A 23862-nucleotide genomic window follows, 5' to 3' on the forward strand; every position below is an offset into this window, starting at 1 on the left:
ATTTACCCCCGGAACCGTTGCTGGTTTTCGAGGAACCACTGGTAGGTGCTGGCAAGGCCAGGCTCCAGGGTGATTTCCGGGTACCAGCCCAGACGGCGCAGGCGGGTAACGTCCAGCAGTTTGCGCGGCGTGCCATCAGGTTTGGTGGCATCAAACACCACGCGCCCACGGTAGCCCGTGACTTTGGCGATGGTTTGCGCCAGTTCGCGAATGGTGCAATCCACCCCGGTGCCGACGTTAATATGCGAAAGCATCGGCTGGGTATTTTCCTGCCACACTTCACTGGCCATTTCCATAATGTGAATGCTGGCTGCCGCCATATCATCAACATGCAGGAATTCACGCATTGGCGTACCGCTGCCCCACACCACCACATCCGGCGAGTTTTGCTGCGTCGCTTCGTGGAAACGGCGCAGTAACGCCGGGATCACGTGCGAATTGCTTGGGTGGAAGTTATCGTTCGGGCCATACAGATTGGTTGGCATCACCGAACGATAATCGCGACCATACTGGCGGTTATACGACTCGCACAGTTTGATACCGGCAATTTTGGCAATCGCATACGGCTCGTTAGTCGCTTCAAGCGTGCCTTGCAGCAGCTCGCTTTCCGCCATTGGCTGGTTCGCCATTTTCGGGTAAATACACGAGGAACCGAGGAACAGCAGTTTGTTCACATTGTGCGTATGTGCGCTGTGAATAATGTTGCTCTCGATAATCAAGTTTTCGTAGATGAAATCAGCTGGGTAGGTATTGTTCGCGACAATTCCACCTACTTTCGCCGCAGCCAGGTAAACCTGGTCGATACGCTGTTCGGCAAAAAATGCATTAACCGCCGCACCATCTAACAGGTTGAGTTCGTCGCGACTACGCAGCACCAGTTCGACATCAGCACGTTGTTCAAGCTGACGGACGATGGCCGAACCGACCATCCCCCGATGGCCGGCAACAAAGATACGGTGTTTATTCATACTCAGGACTCCAGCGCGATGGCAACCTCGTAACCGTGGGACTTAAGCAACGAGTGTTTTTTCGCCGCTTCCAGATCTTTAGCGACCATCTCGCCAACCATCTCTTTGAGCGTGATTTCTGGTTTCCAGCCCAGTTTTTCGTGTGCTTTAGTTGGGTCGCCCAACAGGGTTTCCACTTCCGCAGGACGGAAATAGCGCGGGTCAACGGCGACAATCACATCGCCCGCTTTCACGCCCGGCGCATCGTGGCCCGTGACTGAAACAACAATGCCCTTCTCGTCAACACCTGTGCCTTCAAAGCGCAGTTTGATACCCAGTTGTGCGGCTGACATTTCCACGAACTGACGCACGGAATACTGCACACCGGTGGCAATCACGAAATCTTCTGGCGTCTCTTGTTGCAGCATCATCCACTGCATTTTGACGTAGTCTTTGGCATGGCCCCAGTCACGCAGGGAATCCATGTTGCCCAGATACAGGCACTTTTCCAGGCCCTGAGCAATGTTGGCGATGGCGCGGGTAATTTTGCGGGTCACGAAAGTTTCGCCACGACGTGGAGATTCGTGGTTAAACAGAATGCCGTTACAGGCATACATGCCGTAGGACTCACGGTAGTTGACGGTGATCCAGTAGGCGTAAAGTTTGGCAACGGCATACGGAGAACGCGGATAGAAAGGCGTGGTTTCTTTCTGCGGCGTTTCTTGCACCAGGCCATAAAGCTCAGAAGTTGATGCCTGGTAGAAACGGGTTTTCTTCTCAAGACCTAAGAAACGAATCGCTTCCAGCAAGCGCAAGGTCCCCATTGCATCAACATCTGCGGTGTATTCCGGAGATTCGAAAGAAACCGCGACGTGGCTCATCGCGCCCAGGTTGTAGACTTCATCCGGCTGCACTTCGGAAAGAATACGGGTCAGGTTTGAGCTGTCAGTCAGATCACCGTAGTGCAGATGGAATTTTGGATTGCTGGTATGCGGATCCTGGTAAATATGGTCAACACGTTCGGTGTTGAAAGAAGAAGCACGGCGCTTAATACCATGAACTTCATAACCTTTTTCCAGCAGCAGTTCCGCCAGATAGGAGCCGTCTTGCCCGGTTACACCCGTGATGAGAGCTACTTTAGTCATAATGGATTTTCCTCTGTTAAACCAGGTTCTTATTTGAAGGTCCGTAGGGTGGATAAACGTAGTGCCATCCACCGATTTGTCGGATGGCGCAAGCTTATCCGACCTACAGGGCTACAAAACTCGATCGCGTATTTTTACTGCTGGGTTACCCCGGCAAACGGCATTCGCCGGTAATGATTTATAAATGCTGCTGCGCGCACCCACGACGGTGCCATTTCCAATATTCACGCCAGGTGAAACAAATACATCAGTTGCCAGCCAACATTTTTCACCGATAACAATTGGTGAAGCGGTAATATCGAAATGTTTGCTCATATAATCGTGACTGCCGGTACATAAATAACACTTTTGTGAAACGACAGAATTTGCACCAATCGTGATTTCACCCAGCGTATATAACACGGCGTCATCGCCTACCCAGGCATAATCCCCGAGGGTTAATTTCCATGGGTAAGTAATTTTCACGGACGGACGAATCACCACACCTTTACCGATTCGTGCGCCAAACATGCGTAATAAAAATGCACGCCAGCGATAAAATATTTGTGGCGACCAGGCAAATAATGTTGCTTGTACCGCCCACCATAATTGCACTTTTATTCCGATTGCGCCGCGAAAGCCCCTCGGCACAGTAAAGCCGCTTAGCTCTTGCATAATATTTCCTTATTTTCGCCGGATGGCGCTTACGCTTATCCGACGTACATGTCAGTCGTAGTTGTAGGGTGGATAAGCGCCAGCGTCATCCACCTTAGGCTTTGTTATAAAGCGTCTTTGTTTTTCCGGTGGTGCGTAAACGTAACTTATAAGACAATTCTGCAATAAACCCTGGGACGTGTAATATTTTGCGCTGCACGCTTCTCGCATCACGGCACAATTCAATATTATTGGTGGTAGAAACACCACCCATTGAAAACTCGGAGACAATCCCCTTGACGCGTTTAAATGCATAACCTTTTTTATACATCCGTGCGGCAAGCGCGTAATCCGATGAGACTTTATATTGCAGATCGTAAGGGTATTTACGCAGACCTGAGACAGGGAAAAATATGGCCTGATGGCTGGCTGGTAAACTGTGGTAGATATACCAGCCCTGCTTTGCACGGCGCTCTATTTTTGTACCATCACCAAAATCTAATAATGCATCGCCAATCACCATCGCATTATCAGTTGACGGCATAGCAGCCAGTTGATGCGCCACAGTTGGAATATCCTGATGGAAAATATCACCCGAATTAAGGAACAACGCATAACGGCCCTGAGCCATATCAATGCCTTTGTTCATCGCATCATAAATGCCGTTATCTTTCTCACTCACAAAACGTAAGTTGTACTGCCCATTCAGGTTTTCCAGAAGCTCGGCGGTACCATCTTGCGAGCCACCATCAACCACAATCCACTCAAATGTGATCCCAGGCGCCTTCGCTAAATGTGCCAGCGACTGCCAGGTTTTTTCTATTCCGGCAAGATTTTTATAAGCAACCGTAATGACACTTAATAGCATGATGGACCTCAACGCTGTGTAATATTAAGTGCCTTACGCAAAATAAACGGGCACACAATCAAAAACGCATATTCAGGGCTAAAAATTGAACCGGTAAAAAATAATGATACAGGTGTAAAAAGCCATAATTGAACGCGGTAATTTTCGTTATTACCAAAAGCTGTGCGCATCATTTTAAAGACTTTCCACATATACCAAATAGTCAGTAATACCGCGAACCATGAAAAATAAATAATTAGCAGATACAAACCATTGTCTACTGTTTTACCGACATCCGCACCGTTAAAGATTCCGAATGATGCGACATATTCATATAAAGATCCGAAACGCACCACCCCATCTATATTGGTTAATGAATACCCAACCATCGCTAACGGGCCAATAATACGATAATAAGATGACGAACCTTCCGTTCCCAAATCGCCAAGACGGGTCGCAATATAAGGGAACGCGAATATTAACCCTACTAAAAACACGGAAAGAGAAATAATTGCTAATGGCAACTTCTTCTTTATGGCACTTTTATTAAGGTACTGGAATGCCCATTCAAGAAGATAGAACAGGATAAAAGTCATTACCCCTGAAAATGAACCTGAAAGCACTATCCCTAAAAGAATCATACCATCTGTTTTCGGTGTTTTGATACCAAACTGTTTGATACTGAGCCAAATTGAGATTAACGCCAGAGCGAAGAACGCCGGTTCAAAATAGAGTGCTGTGGTACGCTTACCGCCGAAGCTAATAAAGTTCAGAACATAGCTATTACTGTATATAAGAAACTTCGAAATTTTCTCAATCAGGCTACTTCCACCGGTCAGAATAATCTGAGCCATTTCTGCCGCAGCAAGCATCACAATAATGCCCACCACCCCATAAAATAACCGCAGAATTTTATGGTGATTACGCTGTGAAATAGTTTTGAAACGGCAGCTCCAGGTCATCGCCATAATCAGCACGATATAGACGAACAATAATGTCGAGGTGACGTATTTGCTGGCATCAAGCGACTGGCCAAAGATGTAGTTAAACGCGGTGAGTCCCGCACCGATACCAAGCGCAATCATCAATTTTTTGACGCTGATTCGTTCTATGTACAAAAAGAGGATTGCAGGTAAGAAGGTAACTATCGTTATGGGGAAGCTTTCACCCAATGAGGCCAACTTGACGTTGACCACCAGATAGATAAACGGTAACAGCAGATAACTACAGATTCTGATAGAACGAGACATACTCCTCCAGCATCTGTTGCCCACTAAACGCCTGGCGGCTTGCAGCTTTAAACACCTGCAACTCTTTGCCAAACACCTGCTGCGCTAACTGCTCTTTTGGCATTTTCACCAGTTCGAGCACCCGAGCATCACTAAAGGTTTTGCCATCGACTTTACGCAGCACTTCATCTGCTGCATCGCTTTGGGTAGCAATAACCGGAACACCAATGGATAACGCCTCACACAAAATCAGCGGGTAGTTGTCGACCTGCGAGCTGAATACCAGTGAGTCCATTTCGTTAAGCTCGCTCATCAACGCTTTTTTATCGGTCATGTAACCGTGATTGACCACGTTCGGGCCATTGAATGGCGAGAATTTACCGAAGGTGTGCAACTCGATTTCGTCGCCCAGCGCCATCATGGCCTGTACGAGTTGCTGATTGGTTTTGCCGTCGTAACGTAAATCGTGTGCTACCACTGCCACTTTTGGCCTGGCGCCCGCAGCTTGCGTGAGGGGTAATTCAGCCAGAATCGCTTCGGTTGCCACATCAATACCGTTGTTGATGATTTTGCAGCGCCCTGCTCCGTAAATCAGGTTAAAGGCGTCAGCCACATGCTGGCTTGGCGAAATAAACTTACAGCCCAGCGCCAGCATTTCGCGAAGCAACTGACGTTTGGTGTGCACCAGAAGATGTGCACGATCCTTTTTCACCGGCGGGTAATTGTTTAGCGTCGGGCATTTCTGGCAGCCCGTTTTCCAGCCGTCGCAGCCATCAAGAAACGCACAGCGTCCGGTGATACTCCAGTGGTCGTGGAGCGTCCAGACAAAAGTGACATCCGGTTTATGCGCTTTTACACGCTGGCAAAACGTCACCATCTCTTCGAGGTTAAGCCAGTAACTGTGTACCACATGGAAATGCAGCACCACTGGGCCATGGCTGCGGGTCACTTTGCGATACAGATTATTCAGGTTGCCGAACGGGTCGCGGTTGAGAAAGCGAAACAGAATAATGTTGGCGATAGATGTCAGGCGCGGCGTGTGTTTTTCCACCCCCAGGAACTTGTCGTGGCTGGCGCTTTTTTTGCCGCCTTTGCCATAGCCGTAAATAAATCGCGAGCTAAAACCTGCGGCATTTGCACGCTGATGAAGATCCAGCGCAACACCCGCCGCACCGCCTTCAGCAAGGCGCACGTTAAATTGCATGATATTCATTTAATTATTTTTACCTGTGCTTTTTCGCCAACCACCAGCGCATTGTCTGGCACGCTATCGAGCACCACACTTCCCGCGCCAACAATGACGTTATTCCCAAGCGTGATATCACCGATAATCACAACGTTGGCACCCAGTTCGACACCGTTGCCAATCACCGGGCAGGCGTTGCTTTTGCCACGATTACCGATGGTGACGCCGTGGCGAATAGTGAAATCATCCCCGGCGACCACAAATTTGTTAATCACAACGGCATAACCGTGGTGAATGGTGAAACGACGCCCAATGGAGGCACCTGCCTGGATTTCATAGCCAAACAGGCATTCGGTCACAAAGCGATAAAGCAGGATTATCGGAGCCGCCCAAAGATTGTTGATGACGCTTTTTTTGCGCCATACCGAGCAAAAATGGGCAATACGGTAAGCCATCACCATACAGCAAGGGCGAAGGCTCCAGGAATTTGCGCGTAGGTCTTCAAGCACCGTTATTTCCCCCGTAGCCCATCTGCCAGTCGCTTAGTATTTCGCACGCTCAAGAGCGCTAATAACGTGCGCAAAGACATACGCTTATTGCGGATCTGGTAGAGGGTAAACAGCTGATATTTCTTGCTGGCACGGTCGAATTTATCTTTGTGCTTTTGATAGAAGTGAAAGTACCCGGCAAATTTTTTCGGTGATTTGGTGATCTGCATTTCACCGTGATTGATATGCAGAATTTGCGTGGCTTCGTCCACTTTCCACGGCTGGCCATACTCCACAGCCATACGCAGGAAAATATCGTAGTCCTGAGCTGCTGCAAGTGTTGTGTCGAACAGGCAAGCTTTGAAGCGGTCGGCATAAGTAAATACTTGATTACCTATGATATTACGCTTGTAAAACAGCTTTAATGAGAAGGGTGATTTAGGGTAAAGCGGCAAGCTTGCGGGCTGCGAATAGACTTGTCCCTCACAAACATAGTCGTTGGCATACAAAAAAGCGTGCGTCACCAACTGCTGTTTATGTTCCAGGAACGCTGACAAGCGATTGGGAGTCCACTCATCATCGTCATCAATACCAGTAATCAACTCCCCCGCAGCCTGGCGAATAGCCTGGTTGCGTACCGAACAGGCACCAGAGTTGAAATCATTACGGATGTAACGCACTCGCGAGTCCCCCAGCTCATCAACAAAGCGCTGAAGCTGTTCAAAAGAGGAGGAGCAGTCATCAACGATTAACATTTCCCAGTGTTCATAATCCTGGCGCAGCACCGATTTGATGGCGCGGATCGCCAACTGCTGGCGATTCCATGTCGGCATATAAATAGAGATAAGTGGGCGTTTCATGGCGCTCCCCCGAAAATCGTTTTTATTTATTGGTAGATGGCGATATCGCTTATCCACCCTACGGCGAGATTTGTAGGACGGATAAGCAAAGCCTCATCCGCCAGTTGATGCCTGACTATTTCGCATCAGATTTATATTCGTACTCGTAGTAACCGTAATCCTCGTACCCTGCCGCACGGCGGAAGATGGAATTGAGAATCACGCCACGTACGGTGACGCCATTTTGTTCAAAGCGGCTGAGACTGGTTTCGACTTCTTTGAGCGTATTCACCGCATAGCGCGCCACCATCAGCGTGGTGCCCGCATGGCGGCCGACAACCGCAGCGTCGGTAACGGCGAGAATTGGTGGGGTATCAATCAACACCAGGTCATAGCTTTTGCTTGCCCATGCGATTAATTCCGCAAAGCGCTCGCTCATCAGTAACTCAGAAGGGTTAGACGGCACCACACCACGCGGTACAAGGTCAAAATTAGGTACGGAGGTTTTTTGCGCACAGCGGGTAATTTCCGCCTGCCCTGAGAGCACCTCTGCAAGACCGTTGTTGTTGGTAGTGCCCAGTAGTTCGTGGGTATAACCTTTGCGCATATCGCAGTCGATAAGCAGCACACGCTTATTGGTCTGGCTAATCACAGCAGCCAGGTTGGCGCACACAAAGGTTTTACCAATCGACGGACTAACACCGGTCAGCATCAGAACGTTATTGGATGCCTGCATCATGGCGAAATGAAGACTGGTGCGCAGGCTGCGAATCGCTTCGATAGCCAGATCGGTTGGATTACCCACCGCCAGCAGTTGGCTTTGCTTATTGCGTTTCGCCGCTTTAACAGTGCGCACCGTGGCATTGTCGCGGGATTTCTGCCATTCAGAAAGCGGGATGCTGGCATACACACCAATCCCTGCCTCTTCGAGTACCGCAGGACTTTCGATGCCACGATTGAACAAGGATCGTAACAGCACGCCCATGATGGACAACATCAGACCAAGAATAATGCTGCCGAGAATGATCAGGGCACGTTGCGGTTTCACCATGCCTGGTTGAGCAATGGCCGCATCGACGATACGCACATCACCAACGGTACTGGCTTCGGTGATTTTCAACTCTTGCTGCTTGTTCAGCAGTTGCATGTATACCTGTTGCCCAGACTCAACATCACGCGTTAAACGCACGATTTCCTGCTGCGTTTTTGGCATCGCGGTAACACGCCCGTTAAGGCGCGCTTTTTCATCGAGCAGCGTCTGACGTTTTTCCAGCAAGGTGCGATAAGCCGGGTGAACCTTAGTATAGAGTTTGGAAATTTCAGCCTCTTTGAAGGTCAACTCATTGAGCTGCGCATCAATATTTACCATGGTGTCGAGGACGGATTTGGCTTCCAGTGACAGGTCAACCGAGTCTTGCTGCTGGCGATAAGCGTTGAGTTTATTTTCGGCAGCATCAAGGCGGCTACGGACTTCCGGCAGCTGTTGCGCTAAGAATTGCAGGCTTTTAGCCGCTTCTTCCGACTTACGCTGCACGTTCTGCGCCAGATAGTTACGTGTGATGCTATCGAGGATGGCGCGAATTTGGTCCTTGTCTTCACCGGTATAAGAGAGGCTTAACACGCCGGTATCTTTGCCATTTTCAGCTACGGTCAGGTTGCCCTGAAGCTGATTTATCATGCCAAGCGTGGAGTATTTACTGACGGTAAAGGTATCGCCCACTTGCGCTTTAATCGCGCTAACGGACAGCGTGATACCGCCTTGATTTAGCGTTTTCCCAACCTGCCCTTTGGCGCTAAACCCGTTATCACTGGTCAGCAAATACTGCGTTGGGCTCAGCACTTCCAGGGTAAATATATTTTTGGCCTGCCCTGCCGGAAGATTAAAGGTATCAACAACGACGGTATCGTTCTGGCGGCCTTGCAGCCTGTCCCAGCCCGCGCCTAACAGCCAAAAGCTGTTTTTTGCGACTGAAATATCCAGATTCAGATCGTCTACCGTTTTACCCAATACCAGACGCGACTGAATCAGCTGCATCTCGGCAGCAGAAGCAGGCGGCTTGTTTGATAGCGCTGAACTGATGTCGTTGACCAGCGAGTTACCGGCATTTTGTTCGATTTGCACCAGCGCATCTGCTTTATAGATTGGCGTGGCAAACATGGCGTAGACGGTCGCCAGTATCGCGAAAATTGCGGTGATCCCCAGGACCCACCAGCGGGCTTCAAGGACCGTCCCGAACAATCGGCCAATATCAATTTCGTCATTACCCTCAGTCGGGGCACTCGAACGGCGTGCTTTTTCTGTCATTGTTATCCCTGATGAGCGTTGAGTGCGTTAGCCCATTTTTGGGCGTTCTGGTCCAGAAGACCGTAAACCGCTTCAAAAGCGTCGTGGCTTTTGCGATACGGGTCGGGAATTTCCCGTTCCGCATCCCAGTGACCAAACAGCATCACTTTGCCGCGCATCTCTGGAGCCATTTCGCAAAGTGCGGAGATATGGCGTTTTTCCATGGCAAGAATCAGGTCGTATTCGCGGCACATTTTGCCGGAAACCTGTTTTGCGCAGTGCCCCTCCAGGGAGAGGTTATGCTGCTCGGCGACGCGAACAGCACCTGCATCAGCCCCTTTCCCCACCAAAGCCCCCAGCCCCGCAGAAGTCACGGTAAGCTGCGGGTGATAGCTTTTAAGTAACCGCTCAGCGGTTGGGGAGCGGCAAATATTCCCCACACAGACAACCAAAATTTTGTTGAACATAGCGCGTTACCAGGTATGGATATCTTTGGCGGTATCCGTCATATAACGAACACCACTGATAGTCGGCAGCAGTTGGTTGATCAGACGATTCCAACGCGTGACAGGTGCTGTGGTCACATACACCACATCGTAAGGTTGCAGCTGGAACTCGGTGCCCATCACCAGCGAGGTCGCATCCGACATATCAAGCTGATAAATGTTGGCGATTTTGCCGCCCTGCTTCTCTTTGATTGGGCGAATCACAAAGATGCCGCTGGCATTGGAAGCCGTCATATCCAGACCTTCTGCCTGGCCCAGCGCTTCGGTCAGCGTCATGCCGCTGAAGTCCATTTTCAGGGTGGTCTGTTTCTTCACTTCACCCATTACGAACACTTTCAGATCGTCATTGCGCGGCACGAATAAAATGTCGCCGGGATAAAGCAAATGATTCTGGCTCAGGTCGCCGTTTTGCATCAGCGCTTGCAGGGAAATACGCTTTTCCTGGCCATTGTGTGTGAGGACCACATTGCGCCAGTCAGCGGCATCAGTCAGACCGCCTGCGGCGTTGATAGCATCGAGGATGGTGAGCGGCACGTTGGTAATTGCCTGTTGACCGGATTTATTCACCTGGCCTGAGACATAGGCTTTTTGGGAACGGAAGCCAGCGATATTAACGTCCACCTGCGGGTCAGCGATGTACGTCGCAAGGCGGCCGGTAATATCACTGCGGATTTCAGACAGGGTTTTACCCGCGACTTTTACTTTGCCGACATATGGATAGAACATCGTGCCGTCTGACTGTACCCAGTTACCCGCATCGCTTGAACTGCGGTATTGGCCCGCTGGGGTAGTGAGTTCCGGGTGATCCCAGACCGTGACATTCAGAACATCCCCTGGACCGACACGATATTGGTAGGCGGAGATCTCCTGATCGAGAGACATATTTGGCTGTGCGACCGCTGGACGTACGCGTAATTGTTCAACCAGACGCGGCGTTAATGGATACACGTTTACCATCCGGTCCAGATCAAAATCTGAATCCTGTTGCTTGATAACATCTTTCCCCATCGTCGACATATTGCTACCGGGGAGCACTGTGCAACCACTCATCAGGGTTACCGACACCAATAAAGGCATCAATTTAAGTTTGTATTTAATCATTGAGTATTTATCACTATGGCAGAGTAATTATCCTGATCGAATAAAATAAGTGGCTCGTTAGGCTTATCAGTGAGATATAAAATTGGCCCCAAATGTAGATCTAACTAAATGGCATAATTCCTAAAAAGCACTTATTTAGACAAAGTGGCGACAGAATAACCGAGGCTTATTCTCTGGCCTTCAGGCATGCTACCGCCCCTGGCTTACAGTCACCAACCTACTGAAAAAAGACAATTTATAAGAAGTCACGATTCCAGGATGTAAATCCAAAGAATAATTTTCTGGAGATAAGCCCTATGGCACCAGGTTAAATATCACAGCTTCAGCGAATATAAAAAATACATCTAATATCAGACACCGATATCGATTGTTGCAGCTAACCCTATATCAGGCAAGGTTCCACAGAACCACACAGGGACTTTTAAGAATAATATTAACGCCACATTTACATGCGATTAGGAATTTCTTTATATTGACAGAATATTAATAAGTGATAAGTCACAATGTGATATACAGATATATCTCATGTAAAATTAAATATAATAAATAATACCAGGTCGATACTTCACAAAACAATTAACTATTTACCATGGTTATTAAGTGGGATTAAGCGGGATATGCCTGGTATTTAAGATGGAGGAGATTTATCCCTGGCCATGATATTGCAATTTCACGAGCGATTATCCATTATTTCATTGTGACATTTGTCATCTAACAAGAGGTGCTATGCCCAAAAGATTTCAAGTGCTGAGAAGGCAGCAAACTAACGAATCCGCTGGCTTGAAATATTAAGGGTATAAAAGAATATGGAATGGATTGCCGATCCATCTATCTGGGCAGGTCTGATAACGCTGGTAGTTATTGAGCTGGTCCTCGGTATCGATAACCTGGTGTTTATCGCTATCCTTGCCGAAAAACTCCCCCCATCCCAACGCGACAAAGCACGCGTGACCGGGCTCATTCTTGCCATGTTGATGCGCTTGCTATTGCTGGCCTCCATTTCATGGCTGGTCACGTTAACACGGCCACTTTTCAGAGTGGGTGAACTTGGTTTTAGCGCCCGTGATCTGATCATGCTATTTGGTGGGCTGTTTCTGCTATTTAAGGCGACCGTTGAGCTCAATGAGCGGCTGGAGGGTAAAGATAGTGAAACTCACACGCAGCGGCGGGGTGCAAAATTCTGGCCGGTGGTCGCACAAATCGTCATTCTGGATGCGGTGTTTTCTCTCGACTCGGTGATAACCGCGGTGGGTATGGTCGACCATCTGCCAGTGATGATGGCGGCGGTGATTATCGCAATTTGCCTGATGCTGCTCGCCAGCAAAGCCTTAACGCGCTTTGTGAACAACCACCCGACCATTGTGATTCTCTGCCTGAGTTTCCTGCTGATGATAGGCTTTAGTCTGGTCGCAGACGGTTTTGGTTACCATATTCCGAAAGGCTATTTATATGCCGCTATCGGGTTCTCGGTAATGATTGAAAGTTTAAACCAGCTGGCAATATTCAACCGTCGTCGCTTCTTGTCTGCCGATCAATCGTTACGCCAACGCACCGCAGAAGCCGTGCTGCGTTTATTGAATGGTAAGAAGGAAGAGGCTGAACTGGATGCTCAAACCGCATCGCTGATTGCTGACCACACCCGACAAGATGAAATATTTGAGCCGCAAGAACGGCTGATGATTGAACGCGTGCTAAATCTCAACCAACGCACAGTGAGCAGCATTATGACCTCACGTCATGATGTCGAACACATCAAACTTGCCGACCCGGAAGAACAAATACGGGCCTTGCTTGATAAGAACCAGCATACCCGCGTGGTAATAACTGGCGATAGTGACGAAATTCTGGGTGTCGTGCACATCATTGATTTACTTCAGCAATCATTAAAAGGTGAACCGCTTAACCTTGAGGTTTTGATACGACAACCACTTATCTTCCCGGAAACACTGCCTTTATTGGCGGCACTCGAGCAGTTCCGCAACGCCAGAACACACTTTGCCTTTGTGGTTGATGAGTTTGGTTCGGTAGAAGGTGTGGTGACGTTGAGTGACGTGATGGAAACCATTGCCGGTAACTTGCCGAATGAAGCTGAAGAGATAGATGCACGCCATGATATTCAGAAAAACCCGGATGGGACATGGACGGCAAACGGCCATATGCCGCTGGAAGATTTGGTCCAGTATGTGCCATTACCGCTGGATGATAAACGCAACTACCATACGATTGCAGGGCTACTGATGGAGGCGTTGCAACATATTCCGGTAACAGGAGAAGCTGTTCAGGTGGGGGATTTTCTGTTGCGGACACTGCAAGTAGAAAGCCATCGCGTACAGAAGGTGCAAATTGTCCCGTTGATCAGCAACGATGAGATGGATTTTGAGGTGTGATTTAAATTAAAGTCGGATGTCGCTGCGACATCCGACGTTTGAAGTGACTAAAGCTTATCCAGAAGATCTTTAACGTCTTTCGCTTTGCTACTGTCTTTATGCTTGTCTAGCCAATCATTCAGGCGACGTTTCGCTTCACTCTGCAACTGTTTGCGCAGTACCTGGTCCACTTGCAAAGAGTAATTCAACTTCTGCCATGGCCCATAAACTCGTAGTGGGATCGGGGTGGTTTTCAGCACCTCAACCAACTTACTATCCCCTTTCCAGCCGTCAACGACCGTGACATCAAAGCGGGTATCGCACTGCTGCTTAACAAGATCAAGAGTCCCCGAACCTGTCAGCGCCAACATGGAAGATTCTCCCACCATTTTCTTGAGCGATAGCTCACCGTTGTTGAGATTTGCTTGCGCTGAGAAGTTATCCAACATGGTGACATTGTCATAATTTTCCTGGGCCTGGACATCATCATTGCTACGGGTAACCGCTTGCTGAATCAACTGTTGGAAGTTCATACCCTGCATTGTGGTATGTAGCATCGTGATGTTCGCATCTCCTTGCCAGCTACGGCGAAACGCTTCGGCGCTGAGTATGTCACCGGTAAACTCCCCTTCCATTGAAAGCAACCCAGACAACGCAATTGGGTAGTTAAACGCAGTCAGAATCGGCTCAATTTCTATGTTTTCAACTTTTGGGCTGAATGAAAGTTGCGGCTGACTCTTGCGCGCATCAAGTTCTCCCGGGAATGACATACTACCTTTGCCAAATTTCCCCATCAGTTCAGAAACCGTCAGTAAGCCATAATTGTTGGTTATAGCCCCTTGAACATCAGTGAAATCCAGCCCTCGCCACACCACACTGGACGCGGCAATATTAACCTGAGCAGTAAAATCACGCAGACTCTGGTAGTTGGTCTCTTCGCCACCGGAAGCAATGATCGGACGCGGTAGCGCACTTTGTTGCTGCGCCTGTTGCTGCACGTTGATATTGGTCACTGAGTTGCCAGCAACCAATCCATCGAGATTCAATTTACCTGAACGTAAATCGATGACCCACTGAGTTTTGTCTTCCAGCACAGCACTGGCGTTGCCTTGCAAATCGCTGTCATTGGCAGTCAGTTGCAGTTGATTAAGTTCAAGACGGCGCTGTGGCTCAAGCCAACGAGCCGCAAAGGTTCCGCTGCCCGTAATCCCTTTAGCTGGAAGATCGGCACCTTGAATTTCGTAATCGAGTTTGGAGATATTGGCACTGAGTTGCTGCGGATAATTGCTGGCATCAAGATCGGCCACCAATGAAAAGGTCAGATCACGTTGGTCACGATTAATACGGCTGCTCAGTTCAATGTGCGCTTGTTTTCGCTCATTCTGCTCCATTTGCAGATTGATATTGCGCACCGTAATTTGTTCGTCATTAACATGCTGGAAAACCAGCACACTGTCGGCAACTTTTAGTTTAGCGATGTCAAAAGACCAGCCACTGTCTTCATCTGATGGAGGCGTAGGAGCCGAAGGCCCGACAGGGGCATCTTTCGCACGGCGCTCTTCTGTCTGGGGAGTGAGTTGAATTACGGCACCTTTCAACATCACCTGGTGAACCTTAAGCTGGTGAGAAAGCAGAGGTAATAAGGCAACATCCAGGCGCATATTGTCGGCACGCACCAGGGGCTGACTAGCACCTGGTGCGGTTAATGACATACGCCCTGATAAAATACTAAGTTGTGGCCAGACGTGCCAACGCAGCGGCCCGTCTAAAGCCAGTTGATAACCACTGCGAGCCTCAACCTGGCGCACCATATATGCACGAAAATCATTGGGGTTAACCAATAACACCAACGCAGAAAGGCCGGCAACCAGTACAACCAGCAAAATCATCAGCGTGGTAAGTAATCGTCTCATACAATCCCCATACAGATGGCAACTCAGTCCTTATCAATACGACTCGCCACAGCCCCTTGCTGATCGCGATATTTTGCGTCCTGGCGACTGTTGTAAGGGCGTGCGGCAGGGCCAGAAAGCGGTTCAAAACTCAAAGCACCAATCATCATACCAGGACGCAGGGCTAATGGCAGCTTACCGGAATTATAGAACTCCAGAACGATGCAGCCATGCCAGCCAGGATCGATACGGTGTGCGGTGACATGGACCATCAAACCCAGACGCGCCAAAGATGAACGACCGTCTAACCAGCCGACTAAATCAGCGGGTATCGTTACAGACTCAAGCGTTACCGCTAAAGCCAGTTCACCTGGGTGCAAATAGAATGCTTCGCCTTCATTGAGGACGATTTCGTCGCTCATGACGCGTTCTAACGCCTCGCTCACTTCATCTTTTGGACCGCTCAAATCTATAAACGGTGCAGTATGACCACTGAAGGTGCGGAATTTGTTCCCCAAACGCACATCGACAGTAGCACCGCTAATGCGTTCAACTGGCGGACGAGGGGTAATCGTTAAGCGCCCATCATCGAGCCAGGCTTCTATATCGCGGTCACACAAACGCATCAGTGATGCTCCTTATCTCAAGCTCAGTTTTGTTTACCCTGCCACAGCGGGGCTAAGATAGCCACGCTACGAAGGGTAAATACCGGGATTACATTACGTTTTTGCGAGCGAATAAGTAGAACTCGTCCGCGAAAGGCTGTTATGCCTGAAGATTATTCAAAGAACTGGCTGATTTTTGCCTTGAGGATATCAATGGCGATACGGTTTTTACCCCCGCGCGGCACGATAATATCGGCATACTGCTTGGAAGGTTCGATGAATTGTAAAAACATTGGACGAACGGTTTTCTGATACTGGGCCATCACAGAGTCCATTGAACGGCCACGTTCGTTAACATCGCGTTTCATACGGCGCATCAGACAAATATCCAGCGGCGTATCAACAAAAATGGAGAAGTTCATCTCTTCGCGCAAACGAGCATCCGTCAGCAACAAAATCCCTTCCAGAATGATGACTTTCTTCGGCATTAAGTGAACCGTGTTACCGGTACGGGTATGTTCAACATAGCTGTAGACAGGCAGCTCAATAGGATTGCCTGACTTGAGCATTTGTAAGTGTTGAAACAGCAAGTTGTGATCCATCGCGTTTGGATGGTCGTAGTTGGTCTTAACTCGTTCTTCCATCGAAAGATGGCTTTGGTCTTTGTAGTAACTGTCTTCTGGAATGACACCAATGTGTTCATCACCAACTTGATCGCGCAGTTCGCGATACAGTGTGCTGGCAATAAGACTTTTTCCTGAAGCCGACGCACCGGCTATCCCGATGATGACGCATTGATGGGACTTGTCAGTCATGTTGTAACGAGCCTTGTTGACTTAAATGTTGAGGAAGGGCGACGCAAAAGACGTCAAACGCGGCAATTATAGGGAGAACCGCCCGCTGATACCAGAGTAATGCACACGCATGGTTGATTTTAACTGACTGGTAACAGGTAGATGGGAGTCAACGGATAGCCATCTAAAAAGAATGGTTATTACTGGTTGGTAAAAATAAGTATGTCAAATAACACTTTTTATGACTTCTTGATGTTAAATTATGACCGACCTGCATAGGAATTGTAAATTGTTTGTACTAGCATAAAACCGAAACTTATCTTTTTATTTGCATCCGGGCATGGCACCTGGCGGCACGCCTTAACGGATTTGCGGTAATGATCAAACAAAGCACAAAAGAGTTAATCGCAATGCCTTCCTTCATTTTACCTGCGGGGTTGGGGTTTTTAAGCTTTATATTCACCTTGTACTCCCTGGAATTATCTTTGGTCGGTACTGTCTTAGCACCGCTTTGGTTCCCAACATCCATCATGATGGTGGCTTTATTCCGTAATCCACTCCGTCAATGGCCAATGATCATTGTGGTATGTGCTCTCGGAAGTTTGTGCGCTTCTGCTATTTTGCAGCCCATACATGAGATTAATCTCGGCTATACCCTTATAAATATTATCGAGGCATTGCTTGGTGCATCGTTAATGCGGCGTTTCCTGCCACAAATTAACCCATTGCAAAACCTCAATAATTGGGTTCGTCTGGTAATCTGTAGTGCAATAGTTCCCCCTCTTATTGGCGGTGTGCTAGCCGTTTGGCTTGCTGGTCCTGATGGCGGAAACATTGCTAAAACTTTCTTCGTTTGGGTCTTATCCGAAACTATCGGTACGTTAGCGTTAGTTCCAACAGCATTGTTGTTTAAACCAAGCTATTTATTACGCCATAAAAATCCGAAACTATTATTAGAAACAATATTCACTTTTGTTATCACCCTGACACTTAGCTATCTTGCTCTGAGTTATATGCCGTGGCCATTTACCTTTATTATTGTCTTTCTGATGTGGAGTGCTATTCGCCTGCCGCGTCTGGAAGCTTTTGTTATTTTCCTGGCCACATTAATGGTTGTCTCTTTAATGATGGCAACCAATAGCACGATCGACATGCAACCGCACACGGCCATCATGAATAATGCCCCCTGGCTGCCGTTCCTGATGATTTTGTTGCCAGCAAATGTGATGACAATGGTGATGTATTCGTTTCGCGAGGAGCGTAAACACATCACCGAAAGCGAAGCGCGTTTCCGTAACGCGATGGAGTATTCAGCCATTGGTATGGCGTTGGTATCAACCGATGGGCAATGGTTGCAGGTCAATAAATCGCTTTGCAAATTCCTCGGGTATAGCGCCGAACAACTGCGTTCACTGACATTCCAGCAGATAACGCATCCGGAAGATTTACACGCTGATTTACAGCAACTCAATATGCTGGTGAGCGGAAGTATCAACAGTTACTCGATGGAAAAACGCTACTACACCAGCAAAGGCGATGTCGTATGGGCATTGCTGGCGGTCTCTATCGTGCGGGATATTGACGGCTCACCGCTCTATCTAATCGCGCAAATTGAAGATATTAATGATCTCAAGCATACCGAGTGGGTGAACAAACGCTTGATGGAGCGCATTACTCTTGCCAATGAAGCAGGTGGCATTGGCATCTGGGAATGGGATCTTGTCAGCGACATCATCAGTTGGGACAAACGTATGTTTGATCTCTATGAAGTCCCGGCGCATGTGAAACCCACTTATGCTCTGTGGCTTGAATGTATCGTCGCCGATGATGCGCCACTGGCTGAGAAAACAGTTCGCGATGCTTTGCAGGCTCGAGTGCCTTTCAAGATGGAATATCGTATTCATGTCAAAGAAGGCATCCGCCATATTCGCTCACTCGCAAACCGGGTGTTGAATAAAAACGGCGATGTTGAGCGCCTGCTTGGCATCAACATAGATATGACGGAAGTTAAACAACTGAACGAAGCGCTGTATCAGGAAAAAGAGCGTCTGCACATCACGCTGGACTCGATAGGTGAAGCGGTAATTTGTACCGATGTAGATATGAATATCACCTTTATGAATCCTATTGCCGAGAAGCTCAGCGGCTGGCCACAGCTGCAGGCAATCGGTCAGCATATTCTGACCATTCTGCACATCACTTTTGGCGATACCGGGCCGGTGATGGAGAATATTCATAGCGGCGATTATGCGCGAACGACCATTGAGCACGATGTCGTTCTGCATTGCCGCAATGGCGGCAGCTACGATATCCATTACAGCATCACCCCGCTAACTACGCTGGACGGGCAAAGCATCGGTTCGGTACTGGTTATTCAGGATGTCACCGAATCGCGTAAAATGCTTAAACAGCTGAGTTACAGCGCCTCACATGATGGCCTGACCCACCTGGCAAACCGCGTAAGTTTCGAAAACCATCTCAAACGGTTATTGCAAAGTGCCGGAGAAAACCGCCAGCGCCATGCACTCGTGTTTATCGACCTTGATCGCTTCAAGGCAGTGAACGATACCGCAGGACATGCGGCGGGCGATGCGCTGCTGCGCGAGCTCTCTTCTTTGATGCTAAGTATGTTACGTACTGGTGATTTCCTGGCGCGTCTGGGCGGCGATGAGTTTGGTTTGCTGCTCCCGGATTGCTCTTCTGACAATGCGCGCCATATTTCTGAACGCATTATCCAAAGTATTAACGACTATCAATTTACGTGGAATGGGCGTTTGCACCGCATTGGTGCCAGTGCGGGGATAACCCAAATTGATGCCGATAACAGATTAGCCTCTGAAGTGCTTTCTCAGGCCGATATCGCCTGTTATGCCTCGAAAAATGGTGGCCGGGGCCGTGTGACCGTCTTTGAGCCTTCTCAGCATGAGATTCGCAAAGAAGACCAACATATGACCATGGATGAACAAAAGCACATCATTAACGAGAACCCAATCCTGATGGTAGCCAGGGGTGTTGCCCCACCACGCGTTCCCGAATCAACCAGTTTCTATGTTGTGTCATTACGCTTCTGGGGAAGTGATGATGTCGTGATTGATGAATCCCCGTTCCGCGCAGCCGTTACCGACAAAGAGCTGCAATGCGCTCTCGATCTGAGGGTTTTTAACGAATTCTTCAGCAAGTTTTCTCAACAAGTAGCCAGCAAAGGCTTTGGTATTGCGCTTCCTGTTTCTTCCTCGAGCCTTGCGAATGATAACGTTGTCGACGAGCTATTAAGAGGCTTATCCCGCAGCCCACTACCTGCTCGACTGTTACACCTGATGGTCAATTGCGAAGTGTTGCAAAGTGATGATGAGAAGATAGACAGTAACCTGAAAAGGCTGCGCGATAGTGGATGCCAGTTGATCCTAAGCCACGTCGGCCGAGACCTGGATATCTTTAAACACGTTTCACGCCAATGCTTCAGCTACATCATTGTGGATGAAGACCTGATTAGTCATGTTCACAACAACCTGATGGATGAAATGATGGTAACCATTATTCATGGCCACGCACAGCGTCAGTCATTGCAAACGATAGCAGGGCCAGCAGATATGCCAATGGTGATGGATACGCTGTCAGGAATTGGCATCGACCTTATTTTCGGTGAAACAGTGACCCAACCAATGCCACTGGAAATACTGCTGAACACCAGTTATTTCGCGATTAACTGATTCGCTATTAATTACCAGGCACCCAGCCATCACTGTACCAAATATGCAATAACGCATAGGAGCGCCAGGGTTTCCAGCGTTCGGCGTAACGGCGAATTTGAGTTGGCGTCATACCGGGGAATCGTTGCTTAATCAGATAATCGTCTGGTAAGAAAACATCATTTGCCTGCCAGCCACGCAAAGCAATGTAGTTTGCTGTCCAGCGACCAATCCCTGGATATGTGATGAGCGTTTTCACACCTTGATCAATATCTGCAGGGGTATGGAGCGGAAACTCGCCTTTTACCATTAATTGCGCCAGATGAATGATCGCAGCGCCACGTTTTATGGGCATACCAAGTGGCTTTAGCTGTTCAGGACTCAAAGATGCCAGTCGTTCTGGGGTGGGGAAAACTCGCCACTCAGGAAAATCCACCAGCGGTTCACCAAAAGTCTGTGCCAGTTTACTGGTCAGTTTTGCCGCCATTGCCACGCTCACCAGTTGCCCTAAAATCGCGCGAACAGACTGCTCAAAGGTATCCATGCAGCCTGGCAAACGTAATCCAGGTCGCGCCGCCGACAAATCTCCAAGACTTTCAAGAATCATCTGTGGTTGGCAATCAAGATCCAGCAGTTGCTTTATTCGCTGCAAAACCTCGTTAGCGACAGGCTGCAAACCCGCACTCAACGTCACGTTGAGTTTGCAGGCCGCTTCGTCAGGTTCGAGTGTTAATAACCCCTGATGCTGCCCCAGAGCAAAACTACGGCAATAACGTGCTTCGCTTACAACTTCAATGCTCGCGACCGCTCTTCCTGCCAGGAAACCAAACATCCACTTCCAGTCGTAAGGTGAGTTGTACTCCAGTTGATACATTGTCTCTTCCTGTCATTAACTATCGCAATAGCATAGGTGCACGCCGCTAATAATGTCTTGCTTTGATATTCAGTTGCCCGATGCTTCACATTCCGCTAAAGTCGCCCCCCTTCTTCACCGGCATGGGGATTATATGCAATTTATAGGCTTCGATTATGGTACTGCAAACTGCTCCGTAGCAGTGATGCGTGACGGCGTTCCACAGGCGCTGGAGATGGAAAACGGCTCAAAACTGCTTCCGTCAATGTTGTGCGCTCCGACGCGTGAATCAGTGAGTGAGTGGCTTTATCGCCATCACGAGGTTCCTGCAACGGGTGCTGAAACCCAGGCACTGCTGCGCCGCGCGGTATCCTTTAATCGTGAAGAAGATATCGATGTCTTGCCCAACAGTGTGCAATTTGGCTTAAGTTCCCTGCGCCAGTACATGGAAGATCCGGAAGAAGTTTACTTCGTTAAATCACCAAAATCCTTCCTCGGTGCTACGGGCCTGAAACCTCAGCAAGTCGCTCTGTTCGAAGATTTAGTCTGCGCCATGATGCTACATATCCGTAATCAGGCACAAAGCCAGGTTGCCGAGCCAATTACCCAGGCCGTGATCGGCCGCCCGATTAACTTCCAGGGTTTAGGTGGTGATGAAGCAAACCAGCAGGCTCAAGGGATCCTTGACCGCGCAGCTCATCGGGCAGGCTTTAAAGATGTGGTGTTTCAGTTTGAGCCCGTTGCGGCAGGACTTGATTTTGAAGCCACATTAAACGAAGAAAAACAGGTTTTAGTCGTCGATATCGGCGGTGGTACGACTGACTGCTCAGTATTGCTGATGGGGCCGCAATGGCGTGCTCGTCGTGATCGCGAACAGAGCCTACTAGGTCACAGTGGTTGCCGCGTTGGCGGTAACGATCTGGATATTATGCTGGCGTTTAAACAGCTTTCCCCATTACTCGGTATGGGCGGGCAAACCGAAAAAGGTATCGCCTTGCCGGTATTGCCGTGGTGGAACGCGGTCGCGATAAACGACGTCCCGGCGCAAAATGATTTTTACAGCAGCGCCAATGGCCGCATGCTTAACGAACTGGTGCGTGATTCGCGGGAACCTGAAAAAGTGGCCTTCCTGCAAAAGGTCTGGCGCCAGCGTCTTAGCTATCGCCTGGTACGTGCTGCGGAAGAGAGTAAAATCGCGCTGTCTGATAGTAAGCAAGTCGCCACCATGCTGCCGTTTATCAGTAAAGAACTGGGCTGCGAAATTACTCAACCGGATCTGGAAAGCGCAATCAGTCAGCCGCTGCAACGTATTCTCGAGCAAGTCACACTTGCGCTGGAAAACAGTGCCGTGAAACCGGATGTGATTTATCTCACTGGTGGTAGTGCTCGCTCACCGTTGCTGAAACATGCATTAGCTCAGCAATTGCCGGGCATCCCACTGGCCGGAGGTGATGATTTCGGTTCCGTCACTGCGGGGCTTGCTCGTTGGGCTGATGTGGTGTTCCGCGATTAATCAAACCGCCGTGGGGAAACTCACGGCGTTTTAAATTTGCAGCTGCTTCACTCCATCGGGAAATTCAATCTGCAACGAAAGTTTGCCGCCCAACGCTTCGATATAACGCTTTAACGTCCCTAGCTTGACTTCATTGCCACGTTTTTCAATTGCTGTCACCGCCGGTTGGCTGATACCCATCGCCGCGGCAAGTTGCTGTTGCGACCAACCCATTTGCTCACGAACCATATGCAAGCAACTTTCGAGAATCAGTTCTTGAGTAGCTTCAGCAATGCGTTGCTGGTTTTCGGGGGAACGACGAGCAATAAGCTCATCTAATGTGGTGTAACCTTTCGGATTATTTTTCATATTAATTCTCCTGTGACTCCAGCCAGGCCAGAAACTCTTTGTCAGCAACACTGATCATCGATTCGTAGAAACGTTTACTTCTCGACTTATCTCCTGCACACAACAGGATGGCATTACGTCGATAGTCAAAATATAGAATGCCCGGATCGGTTTCCCCTCGTGCTGTACTCTGAGTTCTTTCATGTTGGCAAAACGCGGACCTTTTACAGTGTCAGCATAGGGACGAGGCAAACCAAGCCCCCAGAAACGTAAATGCCCCATAACTGCAAGCATCTTTTCCTGAAGATCATTGTGTTGTTCATCAAACCATTTTTCGAACCGTTTTGTGGTCAAAATCTTCCATGTCATACCACCACCTCATAAACTATAGTTTATAGTTAAAATATAAACCACAGTTTATTGCTGAAGATATGAACAGGATATTATTCAACCAGATTCCTGCGAGGCTCTACGCAAAAAACCAGCATCCAGGATAGTTCCATACAGTACTTCATATTTCCTCCATTTTTCCGCCGCCTTCACTCACTACACTAGTATCATTAGGCCTAACCCCTGAGTATGACGGGGATAATCGTTTAAGGAAGAGAAGACGTATAT

General features: G+C 48.7%; 19 protein-coding genes and 1 pseudogene. 3 read left to right on the forward strand and 17 right to left on the reverse strand.

The window, feature by feature from the left end; all coding sequences use genetic code 11:
* Nucleotides 1-2: 2 nt before the first annotated feature.
* The 11 genes from fcl to M979_RS10050 form a co-directional block, all read right to left on the reverse strand.
* Complete coding sequence (fcl, locus tag M979_RS10000; protein WP_034458468.1) at nt 3-968, reverse strand: GDP-L-fucose synthase; 966 nt, start codon at nt 966-968, stop codon at nt 3-5.
* Between the two features lie 2 nt (nt 969-970).
* Nucleotides 971-2092, reverse strand: coding sequence for a GDP-mannose 4,6-dehydratase (gene gmd, locus M979_RS10005; protein ID WP_064554833.1), 1122 nt, complete (start codon nt 2090-2092; stop codon nt 971-973).
* 111 nt (nt 2093-2203) lie between these two features.
* A complete protein-coding gene (gene wcaF, locus M979_RS10010; protein ID WP_064554835.1) occupies nt 2204-2746 on the reverse strand; it encodes a colanic acid biosynthesis acetyltransferase WcaF in 543 nt (180 codons plus the stop codon).
* A gap of 94 nt (nt 2747-2840) precedes the next feature.
* Nucleotides 2841-3593: a colanic acid biosynthesis glycosyltransferase WcaE gene (gene wcaE, locus M979_RS10015; protein ID WP_064554837.1), complete on the reverse strand. Its 753-nt coding sequence runs from the start codon at nt 3591-3593 to the stop codon at nt 2841-2843.
* Nucleotides 3594-3601: 8 nt separating this feature from the next.
* A complete protein-coding gene (gene wcaD, locus M979_RS10020; RefSeq protein WP_034458476.1) occupies nt 3602-4822 on the reverse strand; it encodes a colanic acid polymerase WcaD in 1221 nt (406 codons plus the stop codon).
* On the reverse strand, nt 4797-6014 hold the full coding sequence (locus M979_RS10025; RefSeq protein ID WP_064554841.1) for a glycosyltransferase: 1218 nt from the start codon (nt 6012-6014) through the stop codon (nt 4797-4799). Before M979_RS10025 ends, wcaD begins: the two co-directional genes overlap by 26 nt.
* On the reverse strand, nt 6011-6496 hold the full coding sequence (gene wcaB / locus M979_RS10030; RefSeq protein ID WP_074388642.1) for a colanic acid biosynthesis acetyltransferase WcaB: 486 nt from the start codon (nt 6494-6496) through the stop codon (nt 6011-6013). Before wcaB ends, M979_RS10025 begins: the two co-directional genes overlap by 4 nt.
* A gap of 2 nt (nt 6497-6498) precedes the next feature.
* Nucleotides 6499-7335, reverse strand: a complete 837-nt coding sequence (wcaA, locus tag M979_RS10035; protein ID WP_064554843.1) for a colanic acid biosynthesis glycosyltransferase WcaA — start codon at nt 7333-7335, stop codon at nt 6499-6501.
* A gap of 115 nt (nt 7336-7450) precedes the next feature.
* Entirely contained in the window at nt 7451-9619 is a 2169-nt protein-coding gene (gene wzc / locus M979_RS10040; protein WP_034458483.1) for a tyrosine-protein kinase Wzc, read from the reverse strand.
* A gap of 2 nt (nt 9620-9621) precedes the next feature.
* A complete protein-coding gene (gene wzb / locus M979_RS10045; protein WP_034458485.1) occupies nt 9622-10065 on the reverse strand; it encodes a low molecular weight protein-tyrosine-phosphatase Wzb in 444 nt (147 codons plus the stop codon).
* A 6-nt stretch (nt 10066-10071) separates the two neighbouring features.
* Nucleotides 10072-11205, reverse strand: a complete 1134-nt coding sequence (locus M979_RS10050) for a polysaccharide export protein (RefSeq protein WP_034458487.1) — start codon at nt 11203-11205, stop codon at nt 10072-10074.
* Nucleotides 11206-12011: 806 nt separating this feature from the next.
* On the opposite strand from M979_RS10050, the gene M979_RS10055 reads away from it, so the two are divergent.
* Nucleotides 12012-13592, forward strand: coding sequence for a TerC family protein (locus M979_RS10055; RefSeq protein ID WP_064554844.1), 1581 nt, complete (start codon nt 12012-12014; stop codon nt 13590-13592).
* A gap of 47 nt (nt 13593-13639) precedes the next feature.
* Here M979_RS10055 and asmA read toward each other — a convergent pair whose 3' ends face one another.
* The 3 genes from asmA to udk all read right to left on the reverse strand — a co-directional run bounded on the left by asmA (nt 13640) and on the right by udk (nt 16883).
* On the reverse strand, nt 13640-15484 hold the full coding sequence (asmA, locus tag M979_RS10060; RefSeq protein WP_034458491.1) for an outer membrane assembly protein AsmA: 1845 nt from the start codon (nt 15482-15484) through the stop codon (nt 13640-13642).
* Nucleotides 15485-15507: 23 nt separating this feature from the next.
* Entirely contained in the window at nt 15508-16089 is a 582-nt protein-coding gene (gene dcd, locus M979_RS10065; RefSeq protein ID WP_034458493.1) for a dCTP deaminase, read from the reverse strand.
* A 152-nt stretch (nt 16090-16241) separates the two neighbouring features.
* Complete coding sequence (gene udk / locus M979_RS10070; protein ID WP_034458495.1) at nt 16242-16883, reverse strand: uridine kinase; 642 nt, start codon at nt 16881-16883, stop codon at nt 16242-16244.
* Nucleotides 16884-17239: 356 nt separating this feature from the next.
* Here udk and M979_RS10075 point away from each other — a divergent pair, with 356 nt between their 5' ends.
* Nucleotides 17240-20572, forward strand: coding sequence for a diguanylate cyclase (locus M979_RS10075; protein ID WP_064554845.1), 3333 nt, complete (start codon nt 17240-17242; stop codon nt 20570-20572).
* A 7-nt stretch (nt 20573-20579) separates the two neighbouring features.
* Here the strand turns inward: M979_RS10075 and alkA are convergent, their stop codons facing one another.
* Nucleotides 20580-21425 (reverse strand): DNA-3-methyladenine glycosylase 2, encoded by an 846-nt coding sequence (alkA, locus tag M979_RS10080; protein ID WP_064554846.1) that lies wholly within the window; start codon nt 21423-21425, stop codon nt 20580-20582.
* 133 nt (nt 21426-21558) lie between these two features.
* On the opposite strand from alkA, the gene yegD reads away from it, so the two are divergent.
* Nucleotides 21559-22917 carry a molecular chaperone gene (gene yegD, locus M979_RS10085; protein WP_064554848.1) on the forward strand — a complete coding sequence of 453 codons (1359 nt, stop codon included), beginning with the start codon at nt 21559-21561 and terminating at the stop codon, nt 22915-22917.
* A gap of 30 nt (nt 22918-22947) precedes the next feature.
* Here the strand turns inward: yegD and M979_RS10090 are convergent, their stop codons facing one another.
* Together M979_RS10090 and M979_RS10095 are read right to left on the reverse strand one after the other, a co-directional pair.
* Nucleotides 22948-23265 carry a helix-turn-helix domain-containing protein gene (locus M979_RS10090; protein WP_064554849.1) on the reverse strand — a complete coding sequence of 106 codons (318 nt, stop codon included), beginning with the start codon at nt 23263-23265 and terminating at the stop codon, nt 22948-22950.
* Between the two features lies 1 nt (nt 23266).
* A pseudogene (locus M979_RS10095) lies at nt 23267-23613 on the reverse strand (type II toxin-antitoxin system RelE/ParE family toxin).
* Nucleotides 23614-23862 lie beyond the last annotated feature (249 nt).

Source organism: Buttiauxella noackiae ATCC 51607 (assembly GCF_001654865.1).
GTDB lineage: Bacteria > Pseudomonadota > Gammaproteobacteria > Enterobacterales > Enterobacteriaceae > Buttiauxella > Buttiauxella noackiae.